This window comes from Streptomyces sp. NPDC057002, assembly GCF_042673825.1.
Lineage (GTDB): Bacteria > Actinomycetota > Actinomycetes > Streptomycetales > Streptomycetaceae > Streptomyces.
Genome location: NZ_JBHURZ010000013.1, coordinates 141,830 through 165,438 on the forward strand (window position 1 = coordinate 141,830; position 23,609 = coordinate 165,438).

Consider the following 23,609-nt stretch of genomic DNA (forward strand, 5'->3'; position numbering starts at 1 on the left):
CGTGCCCGGACCGATAGGTTTTCGATGAAGCCGCCTGTCATCGCCGTCTGTCGTCCAGGCGCCCGGGCGGGCGTATCAGACCGCTATCGAAAGGGTGATCCGTTGAGCCGCTCGGTTCTCGTCACCGGAGGCAACCGGGGCATCGGCCTCGCCATCGCCCGCGCTTTCGCCGATGCCGGCGACAAGGTCGCCATCACGTACCGCTCGGGTGAGCCGCCCGCCGCCCTGACTGATTTGGGCTGCCTGGCCGTCAAGTGCGACATCACCGACCCCGAGCAGGTGGAGCAGGCCTACAAGGAGATCGAGGAGAACCACGGCCCCGTCGAGGTCCTCGTCGCCAACGCCGGCATCACCAAGGACCAGCTCCTGATGCGCATGTCCGAGGAGGACTTCACCTCGGTCATCGACACCAACCTCACCGGCACCTTCCGGGTGGTCAAGCGCGCCAACCGCGGCATGCTGCGGGCCAAGAGGGGCCGCGTCGTCCTGATCTCCTCGGTCGTCGGCCTGTACGGCGGCCCGGGCCAGGCGAACTACGCCGCCTCCAAGGCCGCCCTGGTCGGCTTCGCGCGCTCCCTCGCCCGTGAGCTGGGCTCGCGGAACCTCACCTTCAACGTCGTCGCGCCCGGCTTCGTCGACACCGACATGACCAAGGTGCTCTCCGACGAGCAGCGCAAGGGCATCGTGGCGCAGATCCCGCTCGGCCGGTACGCCCAGCCGGAGGAGGTCGCCGCGACGGTGCGGTTCCTCGCCTCGGACGACGCCTCGTACATCACTGGAGCCGTCATCCCCGTTGACGGCGGACTGGGAATGGGTCACTGATCACCATGAGCGGAATTCTCGAGGGCAAGCGCGTCCTGATCACCGGTGTGCTGATGGAGTCCTCCATCGCCTTCCATGCCGCCAAGCTGGCCCAGGAGCAGGGCGCCGAGATCATCCTCACGGCGTTCCCGCGGCCCACGCTGACCGAGCGCATCGCCAAGAAGCTGCCCAAGCCCACCAAGGTCATCGAGCTCGACGTCACGAACGACGAGCACCTCGGGCGCCTGGCCGACATCGTCGGCGAGGAGCTCGGCGGCCTCGACGGCGTCGTCCACTCCATCGGCTTCGCCCCGCAGGACGCCCTCGGCGGCAACTTCCTGAACACGCCGTTCGAGTCGGTCGCCACGGCCATGCACGTCTCGGCGTACTCCCTGAAGTCGCTGACCATGGCCTGCCTGCCGCTGATGCAGAACGGCGGCTCCGTCGTCGGTCTGACCTTCGACGCCCAGTACGCCTGGCCGCAGTACGACTGGATGGGCCCGGCCAAGGCCGCCCTGGAGGCCACCAGCCGCTACATGGCCCGTGACCTGGGCAAGCAGAACATCCGCTGCAACCTGGTCTCCGCCGGTCCGATCGGCTCCATGGCCGCCAAGTCCATCCCGGGCTTCGGCGAGCTGGCCTCCGTGTGGGACTCCCGCGCACCGCTGGAGTGGGACCTGAAGGACCCCGACCCGGCCGGCCGCGGCATCGTCGCGCTGCTGAGCGACTGGTTCCCGAAGACCACGGGCGAGATCATCCACGTGGACGGCGGTCTGCACGCCATCGGAGCCTGATCTCCCGTACGCCGTCGACGCCCCGTTCCCCGCAGCGCGCGGGGAGCGGGGCGTCACCCGTTCGGCGCAGCCGGCCGGGCGGGGGAGGCCCCTGACCGGGCACTCTGGAGTACGCGTTCACCACGCGGTCCCCTCCCCAGCACGGCCGAGGAGGTCCCCTTGTGCGCTTGTCCCGCCGAACGGCCTCATTGTCCGTCGCCGTCGCTCTCGTGCTGGCCCTGGCGTACGAGGCGGTGCCGCACGCGCGTGTGCCCGCCGGTGACGAGCAGGAGCGGGCCGACCCCTTCGGTGCCGCGTGCCGGATCCGCGTCGACGACTCCAGGGTGACCGCGTACTGCCACAACCCCTACCCGGAGACCGACCGTGTGAGCCTGCACGTCGAGTGCGCCCGCTGGTGGGACATCGACACCGACAGCTCCCCGGTGGAGGCCGGGCCCGCGCAGACCGTGCGCCTCAAGGGACGCTGCTGGAAGGAAGTCGGCGACGCCTGGGTCAGCCACCGGAGGGCGAGCTGATCCCGCCCAGCCGGCACAGGAACGGATAACGGGCCGCCTCCGTCCCCGCCCGGTCCGCGTCACCCACGCGGATCGCGTCGAGCAGCCGCCCGTGGTCCATGTACGTCTCCGGCGTCAGCTTCTCGCCGACGTCCTCGCGCAGCCAGTCCCGCAGCACCTCGCCCAGGTCCGCGTACATGGCGGTCATCACGTCGTTGTGGGAGGCGGAGACCACGGCCAGGTGGAAAGTCGCGTCCGCGGTCACGAACGCCTCCGCGTCACCCGACTCCCAGGCCTCCTCGCGCCGCAGCAGCAGCGCGTCGAGCTGCTTGAGGTCCTTCTCGGTGCGCCGCTCGGCGGCCAGCCGGGCGGCGGACGACTCCAGCGTGGAGCGCAGCTCGGCGATGTGCCGGGGGTCGGCGCCGGCGAACCGCCGCTGCATCACACCGGCCAGCTCACTGGTCGCCACGACGTAGGTGCCGGAGCCCTGGCGGATGTCCAGCAGGCCGTTGTGCGAGAGCGCGCGGACGGCCTCACGGACCGTGTTGCGGGCGACGCCCAGCTGCTCGACCAGTTCCGGCTCGGTCGGGATACGGGAGCCGACCGGCCACTCGCCCGACGTGATCTGGGCCCGCAGCGCGGCGATGACCTGTTCGGAGAGCGCCGAACGACGGGGATGGCTCAGAGGCATGGCTCACCTTCGCACGGCCGGGGCGCCGGACGGCAGCCGAGGAGCGGACGGATTGGACAGTCAATCATCCCATGATTCTATGATGGGCCACATGGCTAGTGAGGAAACCCGGACGATGACGCCCCCGACCGTTCGCAGCTCGGCCGCGCACGACGCCCGTAAAACGGGCGGCCCGTCCACGCGCGCGTGGACGACACGGCTGCTCGTCCTCGGCATCGTGCTGTCCGCCCTGAACCTCCGGCCCGCCATCACCAGCCTCGGCGCCCTCCTGGAGGAGGTCCGCGACGGGCTCGGCATGAGCGGCAGCGTGGCCGGACTGCTCACCTCCGTGCCGCCGCTGTGCTTCGCCGTCTTCGGCGTCATGGCCCCGCGGCTCGCCCGCCGCTTCGGAGCGGGCGCCGTGGTGTGCGCCGGCATGGCCGCCATCGCCACCGGCCTGGCGATCCGGCCGTACGCCGGCGGCACGGCCGGCTTCCTGGCCGCCAGTGCCCTCGCCCTCATGGGCATCGCGGTCAGCAACGTACTGATGCCGGCCATCGTCAAGCAGTGGTTCCCCGACCGCGTGGGTTCCATGACCGGCGTCTACTCCATGGGACTCGCCCTGGGCACGTCCCTCGCGGCCGCGGTCACGGTGCCCGTCTCCGACGCGCTGGGCGGAAGCTGGCAGTCGGGCCTGGCCCTGTGGTCGGGGCTCGCCGTCGCGGCGATCCTGCCGTGGCTGCCGTTCGTACGGCGGCGCCCGGTGGCATCCGGGCCGGGACAGCGGGCCGACGGCGACGGGGCGACACGGGACCCGGAGGCGCCGCGGCTGCGGATCGCCCGGAGCCGCACCGCCTGGGCGCTGGCCGTCTTCTTCGGGCTCCAGGCCACCGCCGCCTACATCACGATGGGCTGGATGGCGCAGATCTTCCGGGACGCCGGTGTGTCCGCCGGCACCGCCGGGCTGCTGCTGGCGCTCACCATGGCGATGGGCGTGCCCCTGGCCTTCGTCATACCCCGCCTGGCCACGCGGCTGCCGCACCAGGGGCCGATCGTGCTGGCCCTGGGCATCTGCGGCCTGATCGGCTACGCCGGGCTGTATCTCGCGCCGGCCGGTGGCGCCTGGGCCTGGGCCCTGCTGCTCGGCGTCGCGAACTGCGCCTTCCCGCTCGCCCTCACCATGGTCGGCATGCGGGCCAGGACCGGCCCGGGCGTGGCCCAGCTGTCGGCGTTCGCGCAGAGCACCGGCTACCTCATCTCCATCCCGGGACCGCTCCTGGTGGGCGTCCTCTACCAGCACAGCGGCGGCTGGGGCCTGCCGATCACGCTGATGAGCGCCCTGATGATCCCGCAGATGGTCGTCGGCTGGCTGGCGGGCCGCGACCGCACGGTGGAGGACGAGGCGGACCGCTGAACCGCCTCCTCACGTCGGCCTCACCCCGGGGCGTACCGCACTCGGGGTGGGTGCGACACTTGCCCCATGCCAGTGCTCGATCCGAATCCCCAGCATGGTCAGAAGAAGATGCTGCTCGTGTTCGGCGCCTTCTTCGCGATCTTCATCGTCATCGCCGTCATCGCGACGCTCGCCTCGCCGTGACCGGCCCCGGCCCCGCCGATGGTGGGGCTAGCCCCCCTGTCCCCTAGGGGGTGAGGGTCAGGGTCAAGTGGGTGGGTCACCGGATGGGTTGGCTGACGCGGATTCCGTAACTTCGAGGTGTGGCCGCGAGACGGGGGGCCACCGGCCACTCGAAGAGCGGAGGCACCCATGTCGGCCCCTACGCAGACCCCGCCCCACCCGGCGACCCGGTCCGGCGTCGACAGCCGGCTTCCCTGGTGGGCCCTGGCCCTGCCGGCGCTTCTCTTCACCGCGCTGCTCGTCCTGATACTGAACCCGTCCGGCGCCCACGCGGCCACCGGTGACCCCGTGGTCACGCACCTCTTCGAGCGACTGCAGCAGCTCACAGCCCGCTGAGCACGGCCGAAGCCGGTGGTCAACTCCTGGCGCCCCATGGCGTGTTTCATGCGAAGCTGGATCTCATGAGCGTCGCAGAACCCCGCACGATTGTCCTCTTCCGCCATGCGAAAGCCGACTGGCCACAGGTGACCGATCACGAGCGTCCGCTCGCCGACCGGGGCCGAAAAGAAGCGGCGGAGGCCGGGCGCAGGCTGGCCGACACCGGTCTCCCCTTCGACCTGGCCCTGTGCTCCACCGCGGTCCGGACCCGGGAGACCTGGAAGCTCGCCGTCCATGAGTTCCCGCATCGGCCGAAAACCGTCTACGAAGAGCGGATCTACGAGGCCTCGCCGGGCGAACTGATCGCCGTGCTCAACGAGACCCCCGACGATGTGCGGAACGTCGTCATGATCGGCCACAACCCGGGCGTCCAGGGCCTCGCCGACATCCTGGCGGGCTCGTCCGAGGACGACGCCCGCGAGCGGATGGACCGCCGCGGGTTCCCGGCCGCAGCCTTCGCCGTCCTGTCGTTCAGCGGCTCGTGGAAGAGCGTGGAGCCGGGCACGGCCGCGCTGCGGGACTACTGGGCGCCGACCGAGTAGACCGTCTCCGCGTGACTGTGGGGACGTGACAGGGGGCCCGGCACCGGTGCGGTGCCGGGCCCCTGCCGCCTGCCTCAGACCACGTCGAGGGTGTCCGCCGCCTCGACCTCTTCGCGCGTGACGCCCAGCAGGTACAGGACCGTGTCCAGGAACGGGAAGTTCACCGCGGTGTGGGCGGCCTCGCGCACCACCGGCTTGGCGTTGAAGGCGACGCCCAGACCGGCCGCGTTCAGCATGTCCAGGTCGTTCGCACCGTCACCGATCGCCACGGTCTGCGACAGCGGCACGCCCGCCTCCGCCGCGAACCGGCGCAGCAGCCGGGCCTTGCCCGCGCGGTCGACGATCTCGCCGGTGACCTTGCCCGTCAGCCTGCCGTCGACGATCTCCAGCGTGTTGGCGTGGGCGAAGTCCAGCCCCAGCCGCTCCTTCAGATCGTCGGTGACCTGGGTGAACCCGCCCGAGACGACACCGACTTGGTAGCCGAGCCGCTTCAGCGTACGGATCAGGGTGCGGGCGCCCGGCGTCAGCCGCACCTCGCTGCGCACCTTGTCCACCACCGAGGCGTCCAGCCCCTCCAGCAGCGCCACGCGCGCGTGCAGGGACTGCTCGAAGTCCAGCTCCCCGCGCATCGCGGCCGCCGTCACCTCGGCGACCTTGTCCTCGCAGCCGGCGTGCGCGGCGAACAGTTCGATGACCTCGTCCTGGATGAGCGTCGAGTCGACGTCCATGACGACCAGGCGCTGCGCACGCCGGTACAGACCGGCGGCGACGACCGCCACGTCGATGCCGAGCTTCGCCGCGTCCGGCGCCAGGGCGGTGCGCAGCGGCTCGGTCTCCACGCCGGACACGGCGAACTCGACCGCCGTCACGGGGTACTTGGCGAGCCGGAAGATACGGTCGATGTTGCCGCCGGTCCTGGTGATCCGCGCGGTGACCGCGGCGGTCGCCTCCGAGGTGAGCGGATGCCCGAGCACGGTGACCAGGGAGCGGCCCAGACCGCGCGGCCGGTTGTCGCCGAGGCCGGAGATGATCTCCGCCTGCATCTTCATCGACTCGGCCCAGCTGTGGACGGTCGCCCGCAGATCCCCCTCGAGACCGGGGGGCGGCTCGGTCACGAGCGCGCACAGCACCATCCGGCCACGGGTGACGACCTGCTCGATGTCGACGACGTCGACGGAGTAGGCGGCGAGGGTGTCGAAGAGGCCGGCCGTGATGCCCGGCCTGTCCTTGCCGAAGATCTTGACAAGGAGGGTGGGGACGTCAGAGGACGAGGTCTGCGATGCACTCATGGTGGTTCCACCGTATCCGGCGGGCAGGTCACACCGCCCGTGAGGTCCGGCTGGCGGACAGCGAACACTGGGTGTCGTGTCGATGGCGTGAATCTTACGCACCGGTACGGCGTCCCTCCGCCCTCGGGATCACCTCCCGCCCCGTGGTTTCCGCGGCGGTGGCGGGGGAGGAGGCGGGGGCGGCGGCCCATCGTCCGGCCGGGGCGGCGGCCCGTTCCCGCCGCGCGGCCCGGGCGGCCGGCGGGGACCTCGCGGAGGCGGCCCGACCGGCCGCGCCACGGTGGGCGCGCCGTACACGTCGCCGTTCCCGGGCTCGGTGGCCCCCGCGTCCGACCGCTCTTCGTCAGGCCCGACCGGGTGCGCGTCACCGGGCCGCCCCCAGGCCTCTCCGGGCCGCCGTTCCTCACCGGCAGGCCGCGCGTCCTCCGGTTCTCGCAGCTCGTCCGGAAGCCGGAGGTACGGATTGGTCGCCCGGTTCGGCGGCCGGTACGGCGTTCCCGGCGCGTAGGGCCCGGCTTCCCTCCCGTACGACGCCCGCTCGCCTCGCGGAACGCCCTGGTCCCAGGACCGCGCGGTCCCCTCGCCCTGCCGGCTGGTGTCGGTGCCGTGCCGGCCCGTGCCGTCGGGCCGGCCGGTTCCCTCGTCGTACCAGCTCACCCCCGACCCGCCCCCCGACCCGCCCCCCGCCCCTGCCGACCCGTCCCCCCGTGCCAACGCCGCCGCCGACCGCCCGGCGGCCCCGCTCGCCCACGCCAGCAACGCCCCCACGGCCCCGGCCCCCGCGCCCCACACGGCGCCCAGCAGCAGGGCCATGCCGAGATGCCCGTGCAGTTCGATGCCCGCGCCGAACGCGTCGAAGCCGAGCACGGACAGGGAGGCGGTCACGGACACATCCGTCAGCCACGCCAGCAACGGCAGGGCCAGCGCGGTCACGGCCCCCAGCCGCAGCGCGCACCGGCCCGCGAAACCGAGGGCACCGGAACCCCGTACCGCCGCCCCCGCCCGCACCTCCGCGACGCTCCCCACCGGCGACCGCACCGCCGTCAACACGCCCGCCAGCAGCATCATCAGCGCCGCCGCCACCCCGAGCAGCCACACCCGCCCGTCCAGCTCGGCCAGCCTTCCCAGCGTCACCTGGCGGCCGGGCTGGGCCGCGAGCAGATCGTCCAGCGGGTCCGGCAGGAAACGGGTCAGTTCCCCCGTAGCCCGGCCGTCCCACGGCACGAACAGGCCGATCGGCACGCCCAGCCACACCCCGTTCGGTGCCCCGAGCAGCGCCGCGCCGGCGATGCGCTCGGGACGGTCGTCGCCGCTCGCGGCGTACGCCGCCGCGGCCAACCCCGCCGCCACGGCCACCAGCAGCACGGTCACCACCGCGGAAACGGCCGGCCGTACGACCCGGTGCACGGCCTCCCACCCCCGGGGCAGCGGTGTGCGGCGCGAGGCCAGCAGGGCGACGAGGAGGATCCCGGCCGACCAGCCGAGACCGCCGAACAGGGTGGGCACGGTGTCGACCGTGAAACCGACCGCCGCCCGCGCGTCGACCAGGTCCCCGAGCCGGTCCGGCAGCAGCCCGCCGATGTCCCCGACCCCGGGAATCTCCAGGCCGCCGCTTCCGCCCCCGCCCCCGCCGGTCAGGTCGTCCAGCCCCAGCGAGCCGCCGTCGATCGTGATGACGTCGTGCCCCGCCCAGGCCAGCCCGCCCAGCATCGCCACGAACAACGCGACCACCGCACCGGCACGCGCGAGGAGTTCGGCCGGTGAGATCACAACTCCCGCCGCCCGCAAGGACCGCAGGAAGAAGTACGACAGCAGCAGTGCCCCGACCAGGCTCACCCCCAGTGGCGTGATCTCGATGGCCGTGTCCGCCTCCGCGCCCGTGAGACCGAACACCGACACATCGCCGGACGGTGTGACCGAACCACCCGCCCCAAGGGCCACCACCGCCGCGGTCATCGGCCCCAACGAGCCCGCCGCGTCCGCCTCCAGCAGCCGCAGCCCCAGCGCCGCCGTGCCCGCCATCCCGATCAACGCCCAGCTCACGGCGGCGACGGCGGACATCACCACGTCCCCCCACGGCACGCGCGTGCCGTCATTCGCCTTCTCGACACCTGCACCGGCACCCATGGCAGACCCCCCGATCCGCTACGCGGCGGGAACACCGCGCATGTCCCCCTCGCGACGAAATACCACTCTCCGGCCCGGTTTCAACCCCGTCAACGGAATCGGCCGAAGCGTCCGTACGCGGTTTTCACAAGGCCCGACTTTCGGTCAGGGGGCCGCTCCTGAAATAGTTCCCCCCGATGTTCGACATCCCTAGACTCCCCATGTCGGGGGTAACTCGGGGGACAACTCAGTGGGGCATGGAGTGCCGGAACTCGTACTGGAATCAAACGGACGTACCTGGACGCTCGATCCGTCCAGGGCATACACCCTCGGACGTGATCCGCAGGGGGACGTCGTCTTCGACGACGCCAGGGTCTCCTGGCGTCACGCCACGGTCAGCTTCAACGGCCGCAGTTGGGTCATCGAGGACCATGGCAGCACCAACGGCACGTTCGTGCAGGGCCAGCGGATCCATCACATGGAGCTCGGCCCGGGCTCGGCGGTGAATCTGGGCAACGCCACCGACGGACCGCGTCTGAGTCTCTCCGGCACCGCGGCCTCCGTCGCCACGCCGCAGGCCCAGCCGCAGCAGCAGCCGTACGCCGCGCAGGGCGCGAACCCCGGCTGGGCCCAGCAGGCGCCCGCCCAGCAGCAGGCTCCGCAAGCGGGCTGGCAGCAGCCGCAGCAGGCGCAGTCGCAACAGCCCGGCGGGCACATCCCGCAGCAGCAGGCCCCCGGCGGCGCCGCGGGGGCGCCGCCGGCCCACGGCGACCGCAGCCCCACCACGTTCCACCAGTTCTCCCTCGGCCGCGTGATGCGCATCGGCCGTGCCCTGGAGAACGAGCTGGTCGTCTCCGACCTGCAGGTCTCCCGGCACCACGCCGAGTTCCACGCGACGCCCGACGGCCGCATGGAGATCCGCGACCTCGGCTCGCACAACGGCACGTACGTCAACGGCCTGCCGATCCCCAAGGGCGGCGGGCAGTTGCTCGGCCCGGCCGATGTCGTCGGTGTCGGCCACTCGACGTTCCGCATCGTCGGCGACCGGCTCGAGGAGTTCGTCGACACCGGCGAGGTGTCCTTCTCCGCCCGCCATCTGACCGTCACGGTCGACGGCGGCAAGCAGATCCTCAAGGACGTCTCCTTCGGCGTCCCCGAGAAGTCGCTCATCGCGGTCATCGGCCCGTCCGGCTCCGGCAAGTCGACCCTGCTCAAGGCGCTCACCGGCTACCGCCCGGCCGACCAGGGCGAGGTCCTCTACGACAACCGGAACCTCTACAAGCAGTTCGCCGAGCTGCGCCAGCGCATCGGTCTGGTCCCGCAGGACGACATCCTGCACAAGGAACTGACCGTCAAGAAGGCGCTGAAGTACGCGGCCAAGCTCCGCTTCCCGGCCGACACCACGGCCCGCGAGCGCGAGGCCCGTATCGACGAGGTGCTGCGCGAGCTGAAGCTCGACATCCACAAGGAGAAGAAGGTCACCTCCCTCTCCGGTGGTCAGCGCAAGCGCGTCTCCGTGGCCCTGGAACTGCTCACCAAGCCCTCGCTGATCTTCCTGGACGAGCCCACCTCCGGACTCGACCCGGGCATGGACCGCGATGTCATGCAGCTGCTGCGGGGCCTCGCCGACGACGGCCGTACGGTTCTCGTCGTCACCCACTCCGTGGCCGAGCTGGCGATCTGCGACAAGCTCCTGGTGATGGCCCCGGGCGGCTCCGTCGCCTACTTCGGCCCGCCCGAGGAGGCGCTGAACTTCTTCGGCTACGACACCTGGGCCGATGTCTTCTCCGCCTTCGAGAACTACCGCGACTACGACTGGGCGGGCCGCTGGAAGGGCTCGCAGCACTACCAGATGTACGCCGCGGACATCGACGCCGTGGCGCCGCAGTCCGTACAGGTTCCGCCCATGCAGGCGATGAAGCCGCCGAAGCCCCAGGGCTGGATGTCGCAGTTCGTCACGCTGGTGCGGCGCTACGTCTCGGTGATCGTGTCCGACAAGGGCTTCCTCGCCCTGATGGTGATCCTGCCGGCCGTGCTCGGCGCGGTCAGCCTGCTCATCGACGCGGACAAGGGCCTGCTGCCGAACCCGGCCAACCCGCAGACCGGCCGGATCATCCCGAACGGCACCGCCACGACGGTCCTGCTGATCCTCGCCGTCGGCGCCTGCTTCGCGGGCGCGGCGAACTCCGTCCGTGAGCTGATCAAGGAACGGGTCATCTACGAGCGGGAGCGCGCGACCGGCCTGTCACGCTCGGCGTATCTGATGTCCAAGGTGTTCGTGCTCGGCATGATCACCGTGCTCCAGGGCCTGCTGGTCGGCGTCATCGGCTTCTCCAGCCGGGAGATCCCCGAGGAGGGCCTGGTCTTCGGCAGTGCCACGCTGCTGGAGCTGTCCGTGCCGATCATGGCGCTGGGCTTCACGTCGATGATGTTCGGCCTCATCATCTCGTCGCTGGTCAAGACCGCCGAGAAGACCATGCCGCTGCTGGTGATGTTCGCCATCATCCAGGTCGTCTTCACGGGCTGCCTGTTCACGCTGCACGGCTCGATCGGCGTCAACCAGTTCTCGTTCCTGATGCCGTCGCGCTGGGCGGTCGCCGCGTCCGGCGCCACGCTCGACTTCAACAAGATCGCCCCGCCGGAGACCGCCGGCGACAACGACCCGCTGTGGGAGCACACGGTCGGCGCCTGGGCCATGGACATGGGCGCACTGCTCGCGCTCGGCGTGCTCTGCGGCTTCTTCGTGGCCCGCTTCCTGCGCCGCCACGAGCCCGAGGTCATGCGCAAGTAGTCTCCGCCGCACGACGCCCGAAGGGCGGCACCCCGTCAGGGGGGTGCCGCCCTTCGGCGTTCTCGTTCAGCGAGCAGAGGTCCGCGCTACCTCAGTACGCGCTGTCGACGTTGTCCATCGAGCCGTACTTGTCGGCCGCGTAGTTACAGGCGGCGGTGATGTTGGCTACCGGGTCGTAGATGTCCCAGGAGGTGCCGGCGACGTGCCAGGTCTTGAAGGTCGGCGGGATGACCTGCAGCAGACCCTTCGACGGGATGCCGTTGATGGCGTTGATGTCCCAGTTGTTGATGGCCTTCGGGTCACCGGACGACTCGCGGATGATGTTGCGGTGGATGCCGTCGTAGGACGCGGGGATGTCGTGCTTCTTCAGGATGTCGAGCGACTCGCGGATCCAGCCGTCGAGGTTGTTCGGGTAGGTCTTGGCGGCGGCCTTCTTGGCCTCGGCGCGCTTGGCGTCGCGGCTCGCGGCCTCCTTGGCCTCGCGCGCGGCCTCGGCCTTCTTCTTCGCCGCCTCGGCGGCGGCCTTCTTCTTGGCGGCAGCCGCGGCGTCGGCCTTCTTCTTCGCCTCGATCTGCTCGGCCTTCAGGCTGGCACCGGCCATCTGGTCGGTGACGCTCGCCTTCACGTCCTTGATCTGCTGGTTGCTGAACGCCACCGGAGCCGACTGAGCGGCTTCCGTCGTGGTCTTCGTCGAAGCACCGCTCGGCACCGCGGAGAACCCGATGGCGGCGGCGCCGAGGGTGGCGACACCCGCCATGGCGATCTTGTGGTGACGGGTCAGGTTACGACTGGGGCCACGGCTGAAGATGTTCTTGGGCATGGTGGTTGGACCTCTTCGAATAGCGCGGGAGTCGCTCGGCGTCCGGCGTTGGACTCGGTGTGTTTCCGACACAAACGCCGCGGAGGTGAACCCACGGCGCTGAGCGACGGCAGCCATTCTTAGCGGCCGCAAAATGGCGTGGCAAAGGTGTGACGTACGAAGGGAGATAGTGGATCAGGGAAGGGCAAATCGGGGCAGACTGGACCGTATGCGCCGCTCAATAGGTGCGGCTTTGTCTCCTACGTCCATTCGTACGTGACGTGGGTCCTATGCGAGGGCTCACATCGGGCGGGGCTCGGTCTCACTGGCAGTTGCTTGAGCAATGCTCTGTGTGAGCGGCCTGTCACGGCCCTGCCCCGGCAGGACGAGGTGCACGTCCCCGAACTCGTGCCACAGGTAACGGCCCTGCACCGCGGCCTCGTAGCCGCGCTCTGTCGCCGCCCGCCCCGCGATCGCCTCCAGCATCAGCAGATGCGAGGCCTCCGGCTCGTGCAGCCCGGTCAGCAGCCCGTCCACCACCCGCACCCCGCGCTCCGGGGTCACCACGAGAGAGGTCCACCCCGCCCGCGCCCGTACGACCCCGTCGGCACCCGCCGCCGACTCCACGGCCCGCACCGCCGTCGTCCCGACCGCGAGGACCCGGCCCGCACCGGCCTTCGCGGCGTTGATCAGCCGCGCCGACGCCGGGGGCACCGCGAAGCGCTCCGGATACGGCGGCTCGTGCGCCTCCGCCGACGCCACCCCCGTGTGCAGCGTGACCGGCGCGAACCCCACTCCCAGGCTCACCAGCTCCGCCACCAGCCGCGCCGTGAAGGGCCGCGCCGCACTCGGCATCTCCGCACTGCCCGCCCCGTCCGCCGACGGCAGCGCGAACACCGTCTGGTAGACGGACAGCGGCTGGTCCCGCTCCGTATAGGAGTAGCGAATGGGCCGCCCGTGCTCCCGCAGCAGCCCCGGAACCCCGGGCCCGGACACCCGCGCCCACCACAGCCGCCCGCTCCGCCCGCCCAGCGGCTCCTCCAGCACCAGCCGGACCCCTCCCGGCAGGCACACCTCCGAACCCGCGGGTCCGCCCGCCCGCGCGCGCGTGGTGCCCCGCCCGTCGGGCTCCCGCAGCTCCACCGCCCAGCGACCGTCGTCCCCGGAGGTGGAGAAGTGCACCACCACGCGCGCGTGCCCGATCCACCCGCCCACGGCCGCCGCCAGCGTGGCCGAGGTGTTGACCACGAGCAGATCCCCCGCCCGCAACAGCCGCGGCAGCTCCGTGAACGTGTGATGCGCCACCCCCGCACCCCGCGACACCAGCATCCGTACGGCGTCCCGGTCCAGCCCGGGCCCCCGCTGCTCGACCGGCACCCGGGCCGACAGCTCCTCCGGCACGCGCACGGCCGGTGTCATCGGGCCACGTCCACCAGAGCCGGAGCCCCGTACCGTCCGCTCGCCGGACGCTCGTCCAGCAGCCGCAGGAACCCCGGCACCACAGCCGCCGGCTCCGGCCGCGGAGCATGATCGTCCGGTACGGCCGCCGCGTACAGGTCCGTGGCCATGTCCCCGGGATCCACCGCCCAGACCCGCAGCCCCGGCTCCTCCACGGCGAGCACCGCCACCAGCTGGTCCAGAGCCGCCTTGGACGCCCCGTAGCCACCCCAGGTCTCGTACGCCTCGGCCGCCGCGTCCGAGCTGACGGCGACGACCGTGCCCGCCCCCGAAGCCCGCAGCAGCGGCAGCGCCTCCTGGACCAGGCCGAGACCGGCCACCAGGTTCACCTCCAGGGCCCGGCGCAGCCCCTCCAGGGACAGCTCCTCCAGCCGCACCAGCGGCTCGGCGCCCAGCGCGCTCGCGTTGTGCACCAGCAGGTCGACGCCGCCCAGCCGTCCCGCCGCCGACACCAGCTCCGCCCGGTGGCCGGCGTCGGTGACGTCCCCGGGCAGGGCGGTCACGCGCGTGCCGTACGCGGAGACGGCCCCGGCCGCCTCCGTCAGCGCCTCGGAACCCCTGGCATCGAGCACCAGGTCCCAGCCACGGCCCGCCAGGGCCTCGGCGAGCGCACGGCCCAGGCCCTTCGAGGCCCCGGTGATGATCGCAACCGGCATGATCGGCTCCCTCGTCGTGATCGCGTGCCCTCAACGTAGGAACGGAGCCGCCCGCACCACCTCGGACGAGGGCCGCAACCCACCGGGTCCCTTCGCCCTAAGCCACAGGCCCGGCGCCCCCGGTCCTACGCCGCGCAGCCCTTCCGACTCGGGCCCGCGACCTAGGACCACCGGACCGGGCACCCGCCGCCACCGGTCCGATCCGCGCTGTCACAGCCCGCCGGTACCGTGAGGACATGAGTCACGGTCCCCGGTCCGGCCTCGCAGCGGTGAGCTCCGCGTTGCTGGCCATGAGCAGGCATCTCGAGGTGCGCGACGTCCTCAAGACGATCACCGCCTCGGCCCGCGAGCTGCTCGACGCGCAGTACGCCGCGCTCGGCGTGCCGGACGATCACGGAGGCTTCGCCCAGTTCGTGGTCGACGGAGTCAGCGAGGAACAGTGGAAGGCCATCGGCCCCCTCCCGCGCCAGCACGGCATCCTCGCCGCGATGCTGCACGAGGCCAGGTCCGAGCGGCTCGCCGACGTCCGCAAGGACCCCCGCTTCGAGGGCTGGCCGAAGGCCCACCCCGACCTGGTCGACTTCCTTGGCCTGCCGATCCGTGACGGCGACGAGGTGATCGGCGCGCTCTTCCTCGCGAACAAGAACTGCGAGAAGCCCGAAGGCGGCTGCGGCTTCACGGCGGACGACGAGGAACTCCTCGGCATCCTCGCCCAGCACGCGGCCATCGCCCTCACCAACGCCCGCCTCTACGAACGCAGCCGCGAACTGACCATCGCCGAGGAGCGCTCCCGCCTCGCCCACGAACTGCACGACGCGGTCAGCCAGAAGCTCTTCTCCCTCCGCCTGACGGCGCAGGCCGCCGCCCGTCTGGTGGACCGGGACCCCTCCCGCGCCAAGGGCGAACTCCACCAGGTGGCGGTGCTGGCCGCCGAGGCCGCCGACGAACTGCGCGCCGCGGTCGTCGAGTTGCGCCCCGCCGCCCTCGACGAGGACGGCCTCGTGGCCACCCTGCGCACGCAGATCCAGGTCCTCGACCGCGCCCACACCGCCCGCGTGACCTTCGCCTGCCGTGGTGTGAAGGCCCTGCCCGCTTCCCAGGAGGAAGCCGTCCTGCGCGTCGCCCAGGAGGCCCTGCACAACGCCCTGCGCCACTCCGGCGCCGACCACGTCGACGTGACCCTGGACCGCCGCGGCGGCGGAGCCGTCCTGCGGGTCACGGACGACGGCTGCGGCTTCGACCCGCAGGCGGTGCGGCGCGCGGGGCGCCATCTGGGCCTGGTCTCCATGCGGGACCGGGCGAGCGGGGCCGGCGGCACGCTGACCGTGGAATCGGTGCCCGGCAAGGGCACCACGATCGAGATGGAGGTCCCCGGTGGCTGACGCGATCAAGGTACTGCTCGTCGACGACCACCAGGTCGTCCGCCGGGGCCTGCGCACCTTCCTCGAGGTGCAGGACGACATCGAGGTCGTCGGCGAGGCCGCGGACGGCGCCGAAGGAGTGGACCGAGCCGAGGAGCTGAGGCCCGACGTCATCCTCATGGACGTCAAGATGCCGGGCATGGACGGTGTCGACGCCCTGCGCAGACTCCGCGAACTCGACAACCCCGCGCGCGTGCTGGTCGTCACCAGCTTCACCGAGCAGCGCACGGTGGTGCCGGCCCTGCGCGCTGGTGCCGCCGGATACGTCTACAAGGACGTCGACCCCGACGCCCTCGCCGGAGCCATCCGCTCCGTCCACGCCGGGCACATCCTCCTCCAGCCGGAGGTCGCCGGCGCCCTGCTGTCCCAGGAGGAGGCCAACTCGGGGCAGGGACGGGCCGGCTCGCTCACGGACCGGGAGCGCGAGGTACTCGGCCTGATAGCGGACGGCCGCTCCAACCGGGAGATCGCCCGCGCGCTCGTCCTCTCCGAGAAGACCGTCAAGACCCACGTCTCGAACATCCTGATGAAGCTCGACCTGTCCGACCGAACCCAGGCCGCCCTGTGGGCCGTTCGCCATGGTATGACCGGCTGACACGCTCACCCCACGGCAACGCGGAAGGTTCCACTCCGGACCGAGATTCATACTGTCGTGGGAATGTCCCTCGCATGGCGCATCCTCGGTGGATCTCCGCCGTTCTCCAGTGCGTGCCGCGGCGCCTGCCGCGGCGATCGCAAGGAGGGCTCAGAAGTGAAGAACCTGAAGAAGGCCGCTGCCGTGACGATGGTGACCGGTGGACTCCTGGCCGCCGGTGCGGGCATGGCCTCCGCCACGAGCGGCTCGCACGCCGACGGCAGCGCCGTGGGCTCGCCGGGCGTCGCCTCGGGCAACGTGGTCCAGGCCCCGGTGCACGTCCCGGTCAACGTCTCCGGCAACAGCGTGAACGTCATCGGCGTCCTGAACCCGGCGTTCGGCAACCTCGCCGTCAACCACTGACTTCACCTCCGCCTCGAGCCGAAGGTGACCCCGGCCTCCCAGGAACACCTGGGAGGCCGTTCGGCTTAGCTACAAACGCCGAGCACCCGGAAACCAGCAGTCACCGCACCCCCCGCTCCCGCTCCTCCACAACGGAGTTGTACGCCGCGACCTGCGCCCGCCGAGCCGTCCGCTCCACCGGCCGCAACGCCTCCCGCCGCGCCCCCATCTCGGACGCACTCACCGCACCCCCGTGCCCACTCTCCGTCGCCACCACGATCAACGTCCCCACCCGCTGCGCCAGCTCCAGCACCCGCACCGCCCGCGACGGATACCCCGGCGCCAGCACCTCCCGCCCCCGCTCGGCCCGCGCCCGATACGCGTCGATCGCCGCCTCGGCCACCGGCCCCGACCCGGCCACATCCAGCCGCGTCAGCACCTCCGTCGCATCCCGAAGGGCCTCCGCCAGCTCCCGCTCGGCCTCACCCAGCGACGGCACATCCGCGGGGGGCGCCTCCCGCACGGGCAGTACATGCCATACGACCTCGACATGCACATCACCCTCGGGCCCGGCCTCGTACACCTCCGGTACCAGCCCGAACGCGGCGCCGTAACAGACCACCGCCTGCTCGGCATCCAGCGCCCGCGCGTTGAACTCCGGCGGCCCGCTCAGCCCCAGCGGATGCCCGGGCGCGGGCAGCGCGAGCCGCAGCCCGGTCACCCCGAGCGTCCGCAGCCGCCCCAGCGCGAGCGTGAGCCCGACGGGCGCCGACTCCCCGGGCAACCCCTCCACCCGGTGCACCGCGTCCTCGCCGACGATGGCGAGCACGGCGTCATCAGGTGAGACAAGTCCGGCCAATAGGGCATTTCCCCAAGCTGCGAGACGTCCAGCACGCGGTTCCGAGAGCATGCCCCCACCCTAAGAGAGCCCAAGACCCGGACCGAGGGAATGCCCGGACCGACCGGTGGCGTAGATTTCATGGAGGGCTGCGCCCACCGGCGCGGCGGACCGAGCCACAGGCTTACGCGACAGCCGAGACCGGCCACACTGCAAGGGGAGACAACGCGCTCATGAGCGATGTTCTGGAGCTTCAGGACGTATCCGTGGTCCGCGAGGGCCGGGCTCTGGTGGACCAGGTCTCCTGGTCGGTCAAGGAGGGCGAGCGCTGGGTCATCCTGGGCCCGAACGGCGCCGGCAAGACCACCCTCCTCAACCTCGCTTCCACCTACCTCTTCCCCAGCTCGGGCACCGCCGCCATCCTCGGCGAGACCCTCGGCAGGCCCGGCACCGACGTCTTCGAGCTGCGCCCGCGCATCGGCATGGCCGGCATCGCCATGACCGAGAAGCTGCCCAAGCGCCAGACGGTCCTGGAGACCGTGCTGACCGCCGCGTACGGCATGACCGCCACCTGGCACGAGGACTACGAGGAGATCGACGAGCGGCGCGCCCGCGCCTTCCTCGACCGCCTCGGCATGAGCGACTACCTGGAGCGCAGGTTCGGCTCGCTCTCCGAGGGCGAGCGCAAGCGCACCCTCATCGCCCGCGCCCTGATGACCGACCCCGAGCTGCTCCTGCTCGACGAGCCCGCCGCCGGACTGGACCTCGGCGGCCGTGAGGACCTCGTCCGCCGCCTCGGCCGGCTCGCCCGCGACCCCATCGCCCCCTCGATGCTCATGGTCACCCACCACGTCGAGGAGATCCCCCCGGGCTTCACCCACGTCCTCATGATCCGCCAGGGCAAGGTCCTCGCAGCCGGCCCCCTGGAGCTCGAACTCACCTCCCGCAACCTCTCCCTCTGCTTCGGCCTCCCGCTCGTCGTCGAACAGGCGGGCGAGCGCTGGACCGCACAGGGCCTCCCGCTGTCCTGAACCGGCCCCACACCGCACAAATGCCAGAGTAAGAACGGCATTTCACACGCTGGGCGCCCTGTCGGCGACAGGGGCGTCGGACCTACCATGACCATGTGGAAATCGACGCATGGCTGTGGTGGCTGATCGGCGCGGCAGCGCTCGGCATCGCGCTCGTGGTCACCGCGATGCCCGAACTCGGCATGCTCGCGGTGGGCGCAGTCGCCGCGGCGGCGGTCACCGGCGTCTTCGGTGGCGGAGCCGTCGCGCAGGTCGTGGTCTTCGCCGTCATCTCGACCGCCGGCATCGCCGTCGTACGGCCCATCGCGAACCGGCATCGCGCCCAGCGGCCCCAACTCGCCACGGGCGTGGACGCGTTGAAGGGCAGACAAGCCGTCGTCCTGGAACGCGTCGACGCCGCAGGCGGCCGGATCAAGCTGGCCGGAGAGGTCTGGTCGGCCCGCGCCCTCGACACCGACCGTGCTTACGAAGTAGGCCAGGAAGTGGATGTCGTGGACATCGAGGGAGCCACTGCGATCGTCATGTGACCTCGCAGGACGTAACTGGAGTGAACTCCTCGCCAGCTACGCGACGGTCTGTCAGACTCGACCAGCAAGATCTTCGACAACCATAAGATCTGCCGAAGTCGCCGAGGCGGAGAAGGGTACGGGGAACGACGATGGAACCGGTCATCATCGTCCTGATCATTCTGGTGGTGTTGGTCTTCATCGCCCTGATCAAGACGATCCAAGTCATCCCACAGGCCAGCGCGGCCATCGTCGAGCGCTTCGGCCGCTACACGCGGACACTGAACGCCGGCCTCAACATCGTCGTCCCGTTCATAGACACCATCCGCAACCGCATCGACCTGCGTGAACAGGTCGTCCCCTTCCCGCCGCAGCCGGTGATCACCCAGGACAACCTGGTGGTCAACATCGACACCGTCATCTACTACCAGGTGACCGACGCACGGGCCGCGACGTACGAAGTCGCCAGCTACATCCAGGCGATCGAGCAGCTCACCGTCACCACGCTGCGCAACATCATCGGCGGCATGGACCTGGAGCGGACCCTGACCTCCCGCGAGGAGATCAACGCGGCCCTGCGCGGCGTCCTCGACGAGGCCACCGGCAAGTGGGGCATCCGCGTCAACCGCGTCGAGCTCAAGGCGATCGAACCGCCCACCTCCATCCAGGACTCGATGGAGAAGCAGATGCGCGCCGACCGTGACAAGCGTGCCGCGATCCTCCAGGCCGAGGGTGTCCGGCAGTCCGAGATCCTGCGCGCCGAGGGTGAGAAGCAGTCCCAGATCCTGCGCGCCGAAGGTGAGGCCAAGGCGGCCGCCCTGCGCGCCGAGGGCGAGGCCCAGGCCGTCCGTACGGTCTTCGAGGCCATCCACGCCGGAGACCCGGACCAGAAGCTCCTCTCCTACCAGTACCTCCAGATGCTCCCGAAGATCGCCGAGGGCGACGCCAACAAGCTCTGGATCGTCCCCAGCGAAATCGGCGACGCCCTCAAGGGCCTCTCCGGCGCCATGGGCAACTTCGGCGGCCTCGGCGGCGGTTCCGGCGGCAACGGAGGCGGATCCGGAGCCGGCATCCCCGCCCAGGAACGCCGCGAGAAGCCGTCCATCGACTGACCCGGCACGCACGAAGGGGCCCGCTTCCCAGAGGAAGCGGGCCCCTTCGTATGTCAGTCAGGCCCTGACAGTCAGTCCCTGACGGCTAGGCAGCGGGCTGCGCCAGCCACTCCGGCAACGCGTCGAAGTCGTCCTGCCCCAGCGCCAGCAGCATCGCGTCCGCCGGTGTCGGCTCGAACGGCTCCCGAAGCAACGGCATACCAGCCTCCACCGGAGTCCGATTCGCCTTGCGGTGATTGTCCTCCGCACACGAGGCCACCGTGTTCAGCCACGAGTCCTGTCCGCCCCGCGACCGCGGCACCACGTGGTCGACAGTCGTCGCCCGCCTCCCGCAGTACGCGCACCGGTTACGGTCCCGGACCAGCACACCCCGCCTCGACCACGGTGCTCGTCTTCGGAAGGGCACCCGTACGTACTGGCAGAGCCTGATCACACGGGGCGCCGGTATGTCGACCGCGGCTCCCCGCATCCGCAGTTCGGGGTGGGCCTGCTCGACGACGGCCTTGTCCTGAAGCACCAGAACGACGGCTCGGTTCAGCGTTACCGTCGACAGCGGCTCGAAGCTCGCGTTGAGTACCAGCGTGTCCCGCATACCAGCCCACCTCCCGTGTGCACCGGCCCACCCCCTGGCGGGCTGGGATCAACTCTGGCCGGGCACGCCGAGATGGACAACGCAATATCTGCTGCTCTCACGGGGGGTGACCCCCGTGCCCCCGGCAACAAAAATGCCCGCTCCTGATCAATTCCAAGACCAGGAGCGGGCAAACGTTCTGTGAACGCTGGGATCGCCGGACGACGGCTCAGCCTTCGGCGGGCACCTCGTACTCACCGATCAGCTGGGCCCGCCCGATGGTGTGAAACCGCAGGTTGAAGCCCACGACGGCAGGCGAAGCCTCCGCATCCGGACCGAGCTTCTCCGTATCCACGGCGTACACCGTGAACACGTAGCGGTGCGGGCCGTCCCCGGGCGGCGGCGCTGCACCACCGAACTCCTTGCTTCCGTAGTCGTTGCGCGCCTGGACCGCGCCCTCGGGCAGACCCTCGAACGCACCGCTGCCCGCACCCACCGGCAGCTCGGTCACCGAGCCCGGAATGTCGAACAGCACCCAGTGCCAGAACCCGCTGCCCGTCGGGGCATCGGGGTCGTAGCAGGTCACGGCGAAGCTCTTGGTCTCGGGCGGGAAGCCCTCCCACCGCAACTGCGGCGAGGTGTTGCCGGCCGCGTAGACCTGAGCGTCCTGGAGCGTCGCACCCTCCTCGACATCCTTGCTCGTGACCGTGAACGACGGTACGGGCGGATGGAAGTCGTGGGGGAGCGGCCGCCGCTTGAGCTCGGTCACCTCGGTACCTCCTGATCGATTTCGTTCAGTCAGCCTCGAGCCTAGAACCAGTTGCGCTTGCTGCCGACCTCGGACAGCCACTGGTTGAGGTACGCGGTCCAGTCGGTGCTCTGGTAGTCCTGCAGCCCCACCTTGAAGGAGCGGAAGGTGTCGCTGCCCTCGCTGAACAGCCCCGGCTTCTTGTCCATCTCGAGCACCACGTCCATGGCCTGCTCGTCGGCCACGAAGCTCAGCTCGACCTGGTTCAGCCCCCGGTACTGCTGCGGCGGGTGGAACTCGATCTCCTGGTAGAACGGCAGCTTCTGCCGCGTACCCCGGATGACACCGCGCTCCATGTCCGCGTTCTTGAACCGGAAGCCCAGCTGAATGAACGCGTCCAGGATCGCCTTCTGCGCCGGCAGCGGGTGCACGTTGATCGGGTCCAGATCACCCGAGTCCACGGCCCGCGCGATCTCCAGCTCCGTGGAGACACCGATGTGCATCGAGCGCAGCGCCTGCCCGTCGATCATCGTGATCGGCGTCTCCCACGGGATCTCCAGCCCGAACGGCACCGCGTGCACCGCGTTCGCCTGGAGCTCGAACGCCCCGCCCAGCCTCGACTTCGTGAACTCGATGTCCTGCTTGTACTCCTGGTCGCCGCTCTCCACCTCGACCTTGGCCTGCAGCCCGACCGAGAGCGCCTCGATCTGCTGGTTCACGGACCCGCCCTGGATCCGCACCTCACCCTGGACGACGCCGCCCGGGACGACGTTGACCTCGTGCAGCACCGTCTCGACCGAAGCCCCGCCGGCCCCCAGGCTCGCGAGCAGCTTCTTGAACGCCATGTCTCTCCCTCTCGCCCACTACGGGTGGATCCTTGATCCATACAAACGCGATCCGGCCGTGGCCGGTTCCATGCCCTCACCCTGGCAAGGCCGGTGCCCGCTGGCCACCCCGCCGCACCACACGTCTTTGAGTACCCTCGGACGGCATGATCGCGACCCCCGACCGTACGCCCCTGTCCAGGGAGTTCTTCGACCGGCCCGTCCTCGATGTGGCCCCTGACCTCCTCGGCCGCACCCTGGTACGCACCACCCCGGACGGTCCGATCGCCCTCCGCCTCACAGAGGTCGAGGCGTACGACGGCTCCGACGACCCCGGCTCCCACGCCTATCGCGGTCGCACGGCCCGCAATGACGTGATGTTCGGTCCGCCCGGGCACGTCTACGTCTACTTCACCTATGGCATGTGGTTCTGCATGAACCTGGTGTGCGGCCCCAAGGACAAGGCGAGCGCGGTCCTGCTCCGCGCCGGCGAGATCATCGAGGGCGCCGAACTGGCCCGCACCCGTCGACTCTCGGCCCGCAACGACAAGGAACTGGCCAAAGGCCCGGCCCGGCTGGCCACGGCCCTGGGCGTGGACCGCTCCCTGGACGGCACGGACGCGTGCACCCACCAGGACACCCCCCTCCGCATGCTGACCGGCACTCCCGTGCCCTCCGACCAGGTACTCAACGGTCCCCGCACCGGGGTGTCCGGCGACGGAGCCGTGCACCCCTGGCGCTTCTGGATCGCCAACGACCCGACGGTCAGCCCCTATCGCGCCCATGTCCCGAGGCGCCGCCGAAGTTGACGCGTCCTCGCAAGGTGCGTAATGTGGCCCGAGCCGCTGAAACGGGTACGGCAATCGCCAGCACCCGGAAGCGGCCAACCCACTACCTAGTCACTCCCCTCAGCGGGGGCGAATTCGGTGTGCCCGCATGCCTGAATTCGATGTCGACAGACTCGATTATGAGTTGGACGGCGAATCGGCTAACGTAGTGAATGTCGAAAGGCCGACAGGCGAAAGTCAAGGCCCCAAGGCAAATCCCACCGACAGGGAATCGGATCGAAAAAGGATCTGATAGAGTCGGAAACGCAAGACCGAAGGGAAGCGCCCGGAGGAAAGCCCGAGAGGGTGAGTACAAAGGAAGCGACCGTTCCTTGAGAACT

Annotated in this window: 25 protein-coding genes; 15 read left to right on the forward strand and 10 right to left on the reverse strand. The window is 70.6% G+C overall.

Annotated features, from left to right (window positions below):
- Nucleotides 1-102: 102 nt before the first annotated feature.
- The 3 genes from fabG (at nucleotide 103) to ACFT32_RS42430 (ending at nucleotide 2,110) form a co-directional block, all read left to right on the forward strand.
- Entirely contained in the window at nucleotides 103-822 is a 720-nt protein-coding gene (fabG, locus tag ACFT32_RS42420; RefSeq protein WP_382499877.1) for a 3-oxoacyl-[acyl-carrier-protein] reductase, read from the forward strand.
- 5 nt (nucleotides 823-827) lie between these two features.
- Nucleotides 828-1,595, forward strand: coding sequence for an enoyl-ACP reductase FabI (gene fabI / locus ACFT32_RS42425; protein WP_382499879.1), 768 nt, complete (start codon nucleotides 828-830; stop codon nucleotides 1,593-1,595).
- Nucleotides 1,596-1,756: 161 nt separating this feature from the next.
- Entirely contained in the window at nucleotides 1,757-2,110 is a 354-nt protein-coding gene (locus tag ACFT32_RS42430) for a hypothetical protein (protein ID WP_382499880.1), read from the forward strand.
- Here the strand turns inward: ACFT32_RS42430 and ACFT32_RS42435 are convergent.
- Complete coding sequence (locus ACFT32_RS42435; RefSeq protein ID WP_382499882.1) at nucleotides 2,088-2,780, reverse strand: FadR/GntR family transcriptional regulator; 693 nt, start codon at nucleotides 2,778-2,780, stop codon at nucleotides 2,088-2,090. The genes ACFT32_RS42430 and ACFT32_RS42435 overlap by 23 nt on opposite strands.
- A 79-nt stretch (nucleotides 2,781-2,859) precedes the next feature.
- Here ACFT32_RS42435 and ACFT32_RS42440 point away from each other — a divergent pair, with 79 nt between their 5' ends.
- The 4 genes from ACFT32_RS42440 to ACFT32_RS42455 all read left to right on the forward strand — a co-directional run bounded on the left by ACFT32_RS42440 (nucleotide 2,860) and on the right by ACFT32_RS42455 (nucleotide 5,315).
- Nucleotides 2,860-4,173, forward strand: coding sequence for a CynX/NimT family MFS transporter (locus ACFT32_RS42440; protein ID WP_382499884.1), 1,314 nt, complete (start codon nucleotides 2,860-2,862; stop codon nucleotides 4,171-4,173).
- A gap of 66 nt (nucleotides 4,174-4,239) precedes the next feature.
- A complete protein-coding gene (locus tag ACFT32_RS42445; RefSeq protein WP_104779641.1) occupies nucleotides 4,240-4,356 on the forward strand; it encodes an SGM_5486 family transporter-associated protein in 117 nt (38 codons plus the stop codon).
- 168 nt (nucleotides 4,357-4,524) lie between these two features.
- Nucleotides 4,525-4,731 (forward strand): hypothetical protein, encoded by a 207-nt coding sequence (locus ACFT32_RS42450; RefSeq protein ID WP_215122339.1) that lies wholly within the window; start codon nucleotides 4,525-4,527, stop codon nucleotides 4,729-4,731.
- 65 nt (nucleotides 4,732-4,796) lie between these two features.
- The gene (locus ACFT32_RS42455; protein WP_382499886.1) at nucleotides 4,797-5,315 is read left to right on the forward strand and encodes a SixA phosphatase family protein; all 519 of its coding nucleotides are present in this window, start codon (nucleotides 4,797-4,799) and stop codon (nucleotides 5,313-5,315) included.
- Between the two features lie 74 nt (nucleotides 5,316-5,389).
- On the opposite strand, the gene serB is transcribed toward ACFT32_RS42455, so the two are convergent.
- A complete protein-coding gene (gene serB, locus ACFT32_RS42460; protein WP_382499889.1) occupies nucleotides 5,390-6,604 on the reverse strand; it encodes a phosphoserine phosphatase SerB in 1,215 nt (404 codons plus the stop codon).
- A gap of 129 nt (nucleotides 6,605-6,733) precedes the next feature.
- The gene (locus ACFT32_RS42465) at nucleotides 6,734-8,731 is read right to left on the reverse strand and encodes a streptophobe family protein (protein ID WP_382499891.1); all 1,998 of its coding nucleotides are present in this window, start codon (nucleotides 8,729-8,731) and stop codon (nucleotides 6,734-6,736) included.
- Between the two features lie 241 nt (nucleotides 8,732-8,972).
- On the opposite strand from ACFT32_RS42465, the gene ACFT32_RS42470 reads away from it, so the two are divergent.
- Entirely contained in the window at nucleotides 8,973-11,501 is a 2,529-nt protein-coding gene (locus ACFT32_RS42470; RefSeq protein ID WP_382499893.1) for an FHA domain-containing protein, read from the forward strand.
- Nucleotides 11,502-11,592: 91 nt separating this feature from the next.
- Here ACFT32_RS42470 and ACFT32_RS42475 read toward each other — a convergent pair whose 3' ends face one another.
- From ACFT32_RS42475 to ACFT32_RS42485, 3 genes are all read right to left on the reverse strand, one after another.
- Complete coding sequence (locus ACFT32_RS42475) at nucleotides 11,593-12,321, reverse strand: transglycosylase SLT domain-containing protein (protein ID WP_382499895.1); 729 nt, start codon at nucleotides 12,319-12,321, stop codon at nucleotides 11,593-11,595.
- Nucleotides 12,322-12,600: 279 nt separating this feature from the next.
- Nucleotides 12,601-13,719, reverse strand: coding sequence for an S-adenosylmethionine:tRNA ribosyltransferase-isomerase (locus ACFT32_RS42480; RefSeq protein WP_382499897.1), 1,119 nt, complete (start codon nucleotides 13,717-13,719; stop codon nucleotides 12,601-12,603).
- Nucleotides 13,716-14,414, reverse strand: a complete 699-nt coding sequence (locus ACFT32_RS42485; RefSeq protein ID WP_382499899.1) for an SDR family NAD(P)-dependent oxidoreductase — start codon at nucleotides 14,412-14,414, stop codon at nucleotides 13,716-13,718. The genes ACFT32_RS42480 and ACFT32_RS42485 overlap by 4 nt, the downstream gene beginning before the upstream one ends.
- 236 nt (nucleotides 14,415-14,650) lie before the next feature.
- Here ACFT32_RS42485 and ACFT32_RS42490 point away from each other — a divergent pair, with 236 nt between their 5' ends.
- The 3 genes from ACFT32_RS42490 to ACFT32_RS42500 all read left to right on the forward strand — a co-directional run bounded on the left by ACFT32_RS42490 (nucleotide 14,651) and on the right by ACFT32_RS42500 (nucleotide 16,832).
- Nucleotides 14,651-15,796, forward strand: coding sequence for a GAF domain-containing sensor histidine kinase (locus tag ACFT32_RS42490; RefSeq protein WP_382499901.1), 1,146 nt, complete (start codon nucleotides 14,651-14,653; stop codon nucleotides 15,794-15,796).
- Entirely contained in the window at nucleotides 15,789-16,430 is a 642-nt protein-coding gene (locus ACFT32_RS42495) for a response regulator (RefSeq protein ID WP_382499904.1), read from the forward strand. The genes ACFT32_RS42490 and ACFT32_RS42495 overlap by 8 nt, the downstream gene beginning before the upstream one ends.
- 156 nt (nucleotides 16,431-16,586) lie before the next feature.
- Nucleotides 16,587-16,832 carry a chaplin gene (locus tag ACFT32_RS42500; RefSeq protein WP_382499906.1) on the forward strand — a complete coding sequence of 82 codons (246 nt, stop codon included), beginning with the start codon at nucleotides 16,587-16,589 and terminating at the stop codon, nucleotides 16,830-16,832.
- A gap of 100 nt (nucleotides 16,833-16,932) precedes the next feature.
- Here ACFT32_RS42500 and ACFT32_RS42505 read toward each other — a convergent pair whose 3' ends face one another.
- Nucleotides 16,933-17,721 carry a hypothetical protein gene (locus tag ACFT32_RS42505; protein WP_382499908.1) on the reverse strand — a complete coding sequence of 263 codons (789 nt, stop codon included), beginning with the start codon at nucleotides 17,719-17,721 and terminating at the stop codon, nucleotides 16,933-16,935.
- Nucleotides 17,722-17,882: 161 nt separating this feature from the next.
- Here ACFT32_RS42505 and ACFT32_RS42510 point away from each other — a divergent pair, with 161 nt between their 5' ends.
- From ACFT32_RS42510 to ACFT32_RS42520, 3 genes are all read left to right on the forward strand, one after another.
- On the forward strand, nucleotides 17,883-18,680 hold the full coding sequence (locus tag ACFT32_RS42510) for an ABC transporter ATP-binding protein (RefSeq protein ID WP_189730195.1): 798 nt from the start codon (nucleotides 17,883-17,885) through the stop codon (nucleotides 18,678-18,680).
- 95 nt (nucleotides 18,681-18,775) lie between these two features.
- Entirely contained in the window at nucleotides 18,776-19,207 is a 432-nt protein-coding gene (locus ACFT32_RS42515) for an NfeD family protein (RefSeq protein ID WP_382499911.1), read from the forward strand.
- Between the two features lie 131 nt (nucleotides 19,208-19,338).
- Complete coding sequence (locus ACFT32_RS42520; RefSeq protein WP_382499913.1) at nucleotides 19,339-20,298, forward strand: SPFH domain-containing protein; 960 nt, start codon at nucleotides 19,339-19,341, stop codon at nucleotides 20,296-20,298.
- An 85-nt stretch (nucleotides 20,299-20,383) separates the two neighbouring features.
- On the opposite strand, the gene ACFT32_RS42525 is transcribed toward ACFT32_RS42520, so the two are convergent.
- From ACFT32_RS42525 to ACFT32_RS42535, 3 genes are all read right to left on the reverse strand, one after another.
- Nucleotides 20,384-20,890, reverse strand: coding sequence for an HNH endonuclease (locus tag ACFT32_RS42525; protein ID WP_382499916.1), 507 nt, complete (start codon nucleotides 20,888-20,890; stop codon nucleotides 20,384-20,386).
- 208 nt (nucleotides 20,891-21,098) lie between these two features.
- Nucleotides 21,099-21,638 carry a YbhB/YbcL family Raf kinase inhibitor-like protein gene (locus ACFT32_RS42530; protein WP_382499918.1) on the reverse strand — a complete coding sequence of 180 codons (540 nt, stop codon included), beginning with the start codon at nucleotides 21,636-21,638 and terminating at the stop codon, nucleotides 21,099-21,101.
- Nucleotides 21,639-21,679: 41 nt separating this feature from the next.
- Nucleotides 21,680-22,462, reverse strand: a complete 783-nt coding sequence (locus tag ACFT32_RS42535) for a sporulation protein (protein WP_382499920.1) — start codon at nucleotides 22,460-22,462, stop codon at nucleotides 21,680-21,682.
- Between the two features lie 146 nt (nucleotides 22,463-22,608).
- On the opposite strand from ACFT32_RS42535, the gene ACFT32_RS42540 reads away from it, so the two are divergent.
- Entirely contained in the window at nucleotides 22,609-23,250 is a 642-nt protein-coding gene (locus tag ACFT32_RS42540; protein ID WP_382499922.1) for a DNA-3-methyladenine glycosylase, read from the forward strand.
- Nucleotides 23,251-23,609 lie beyond the last annotated feature (359 nt).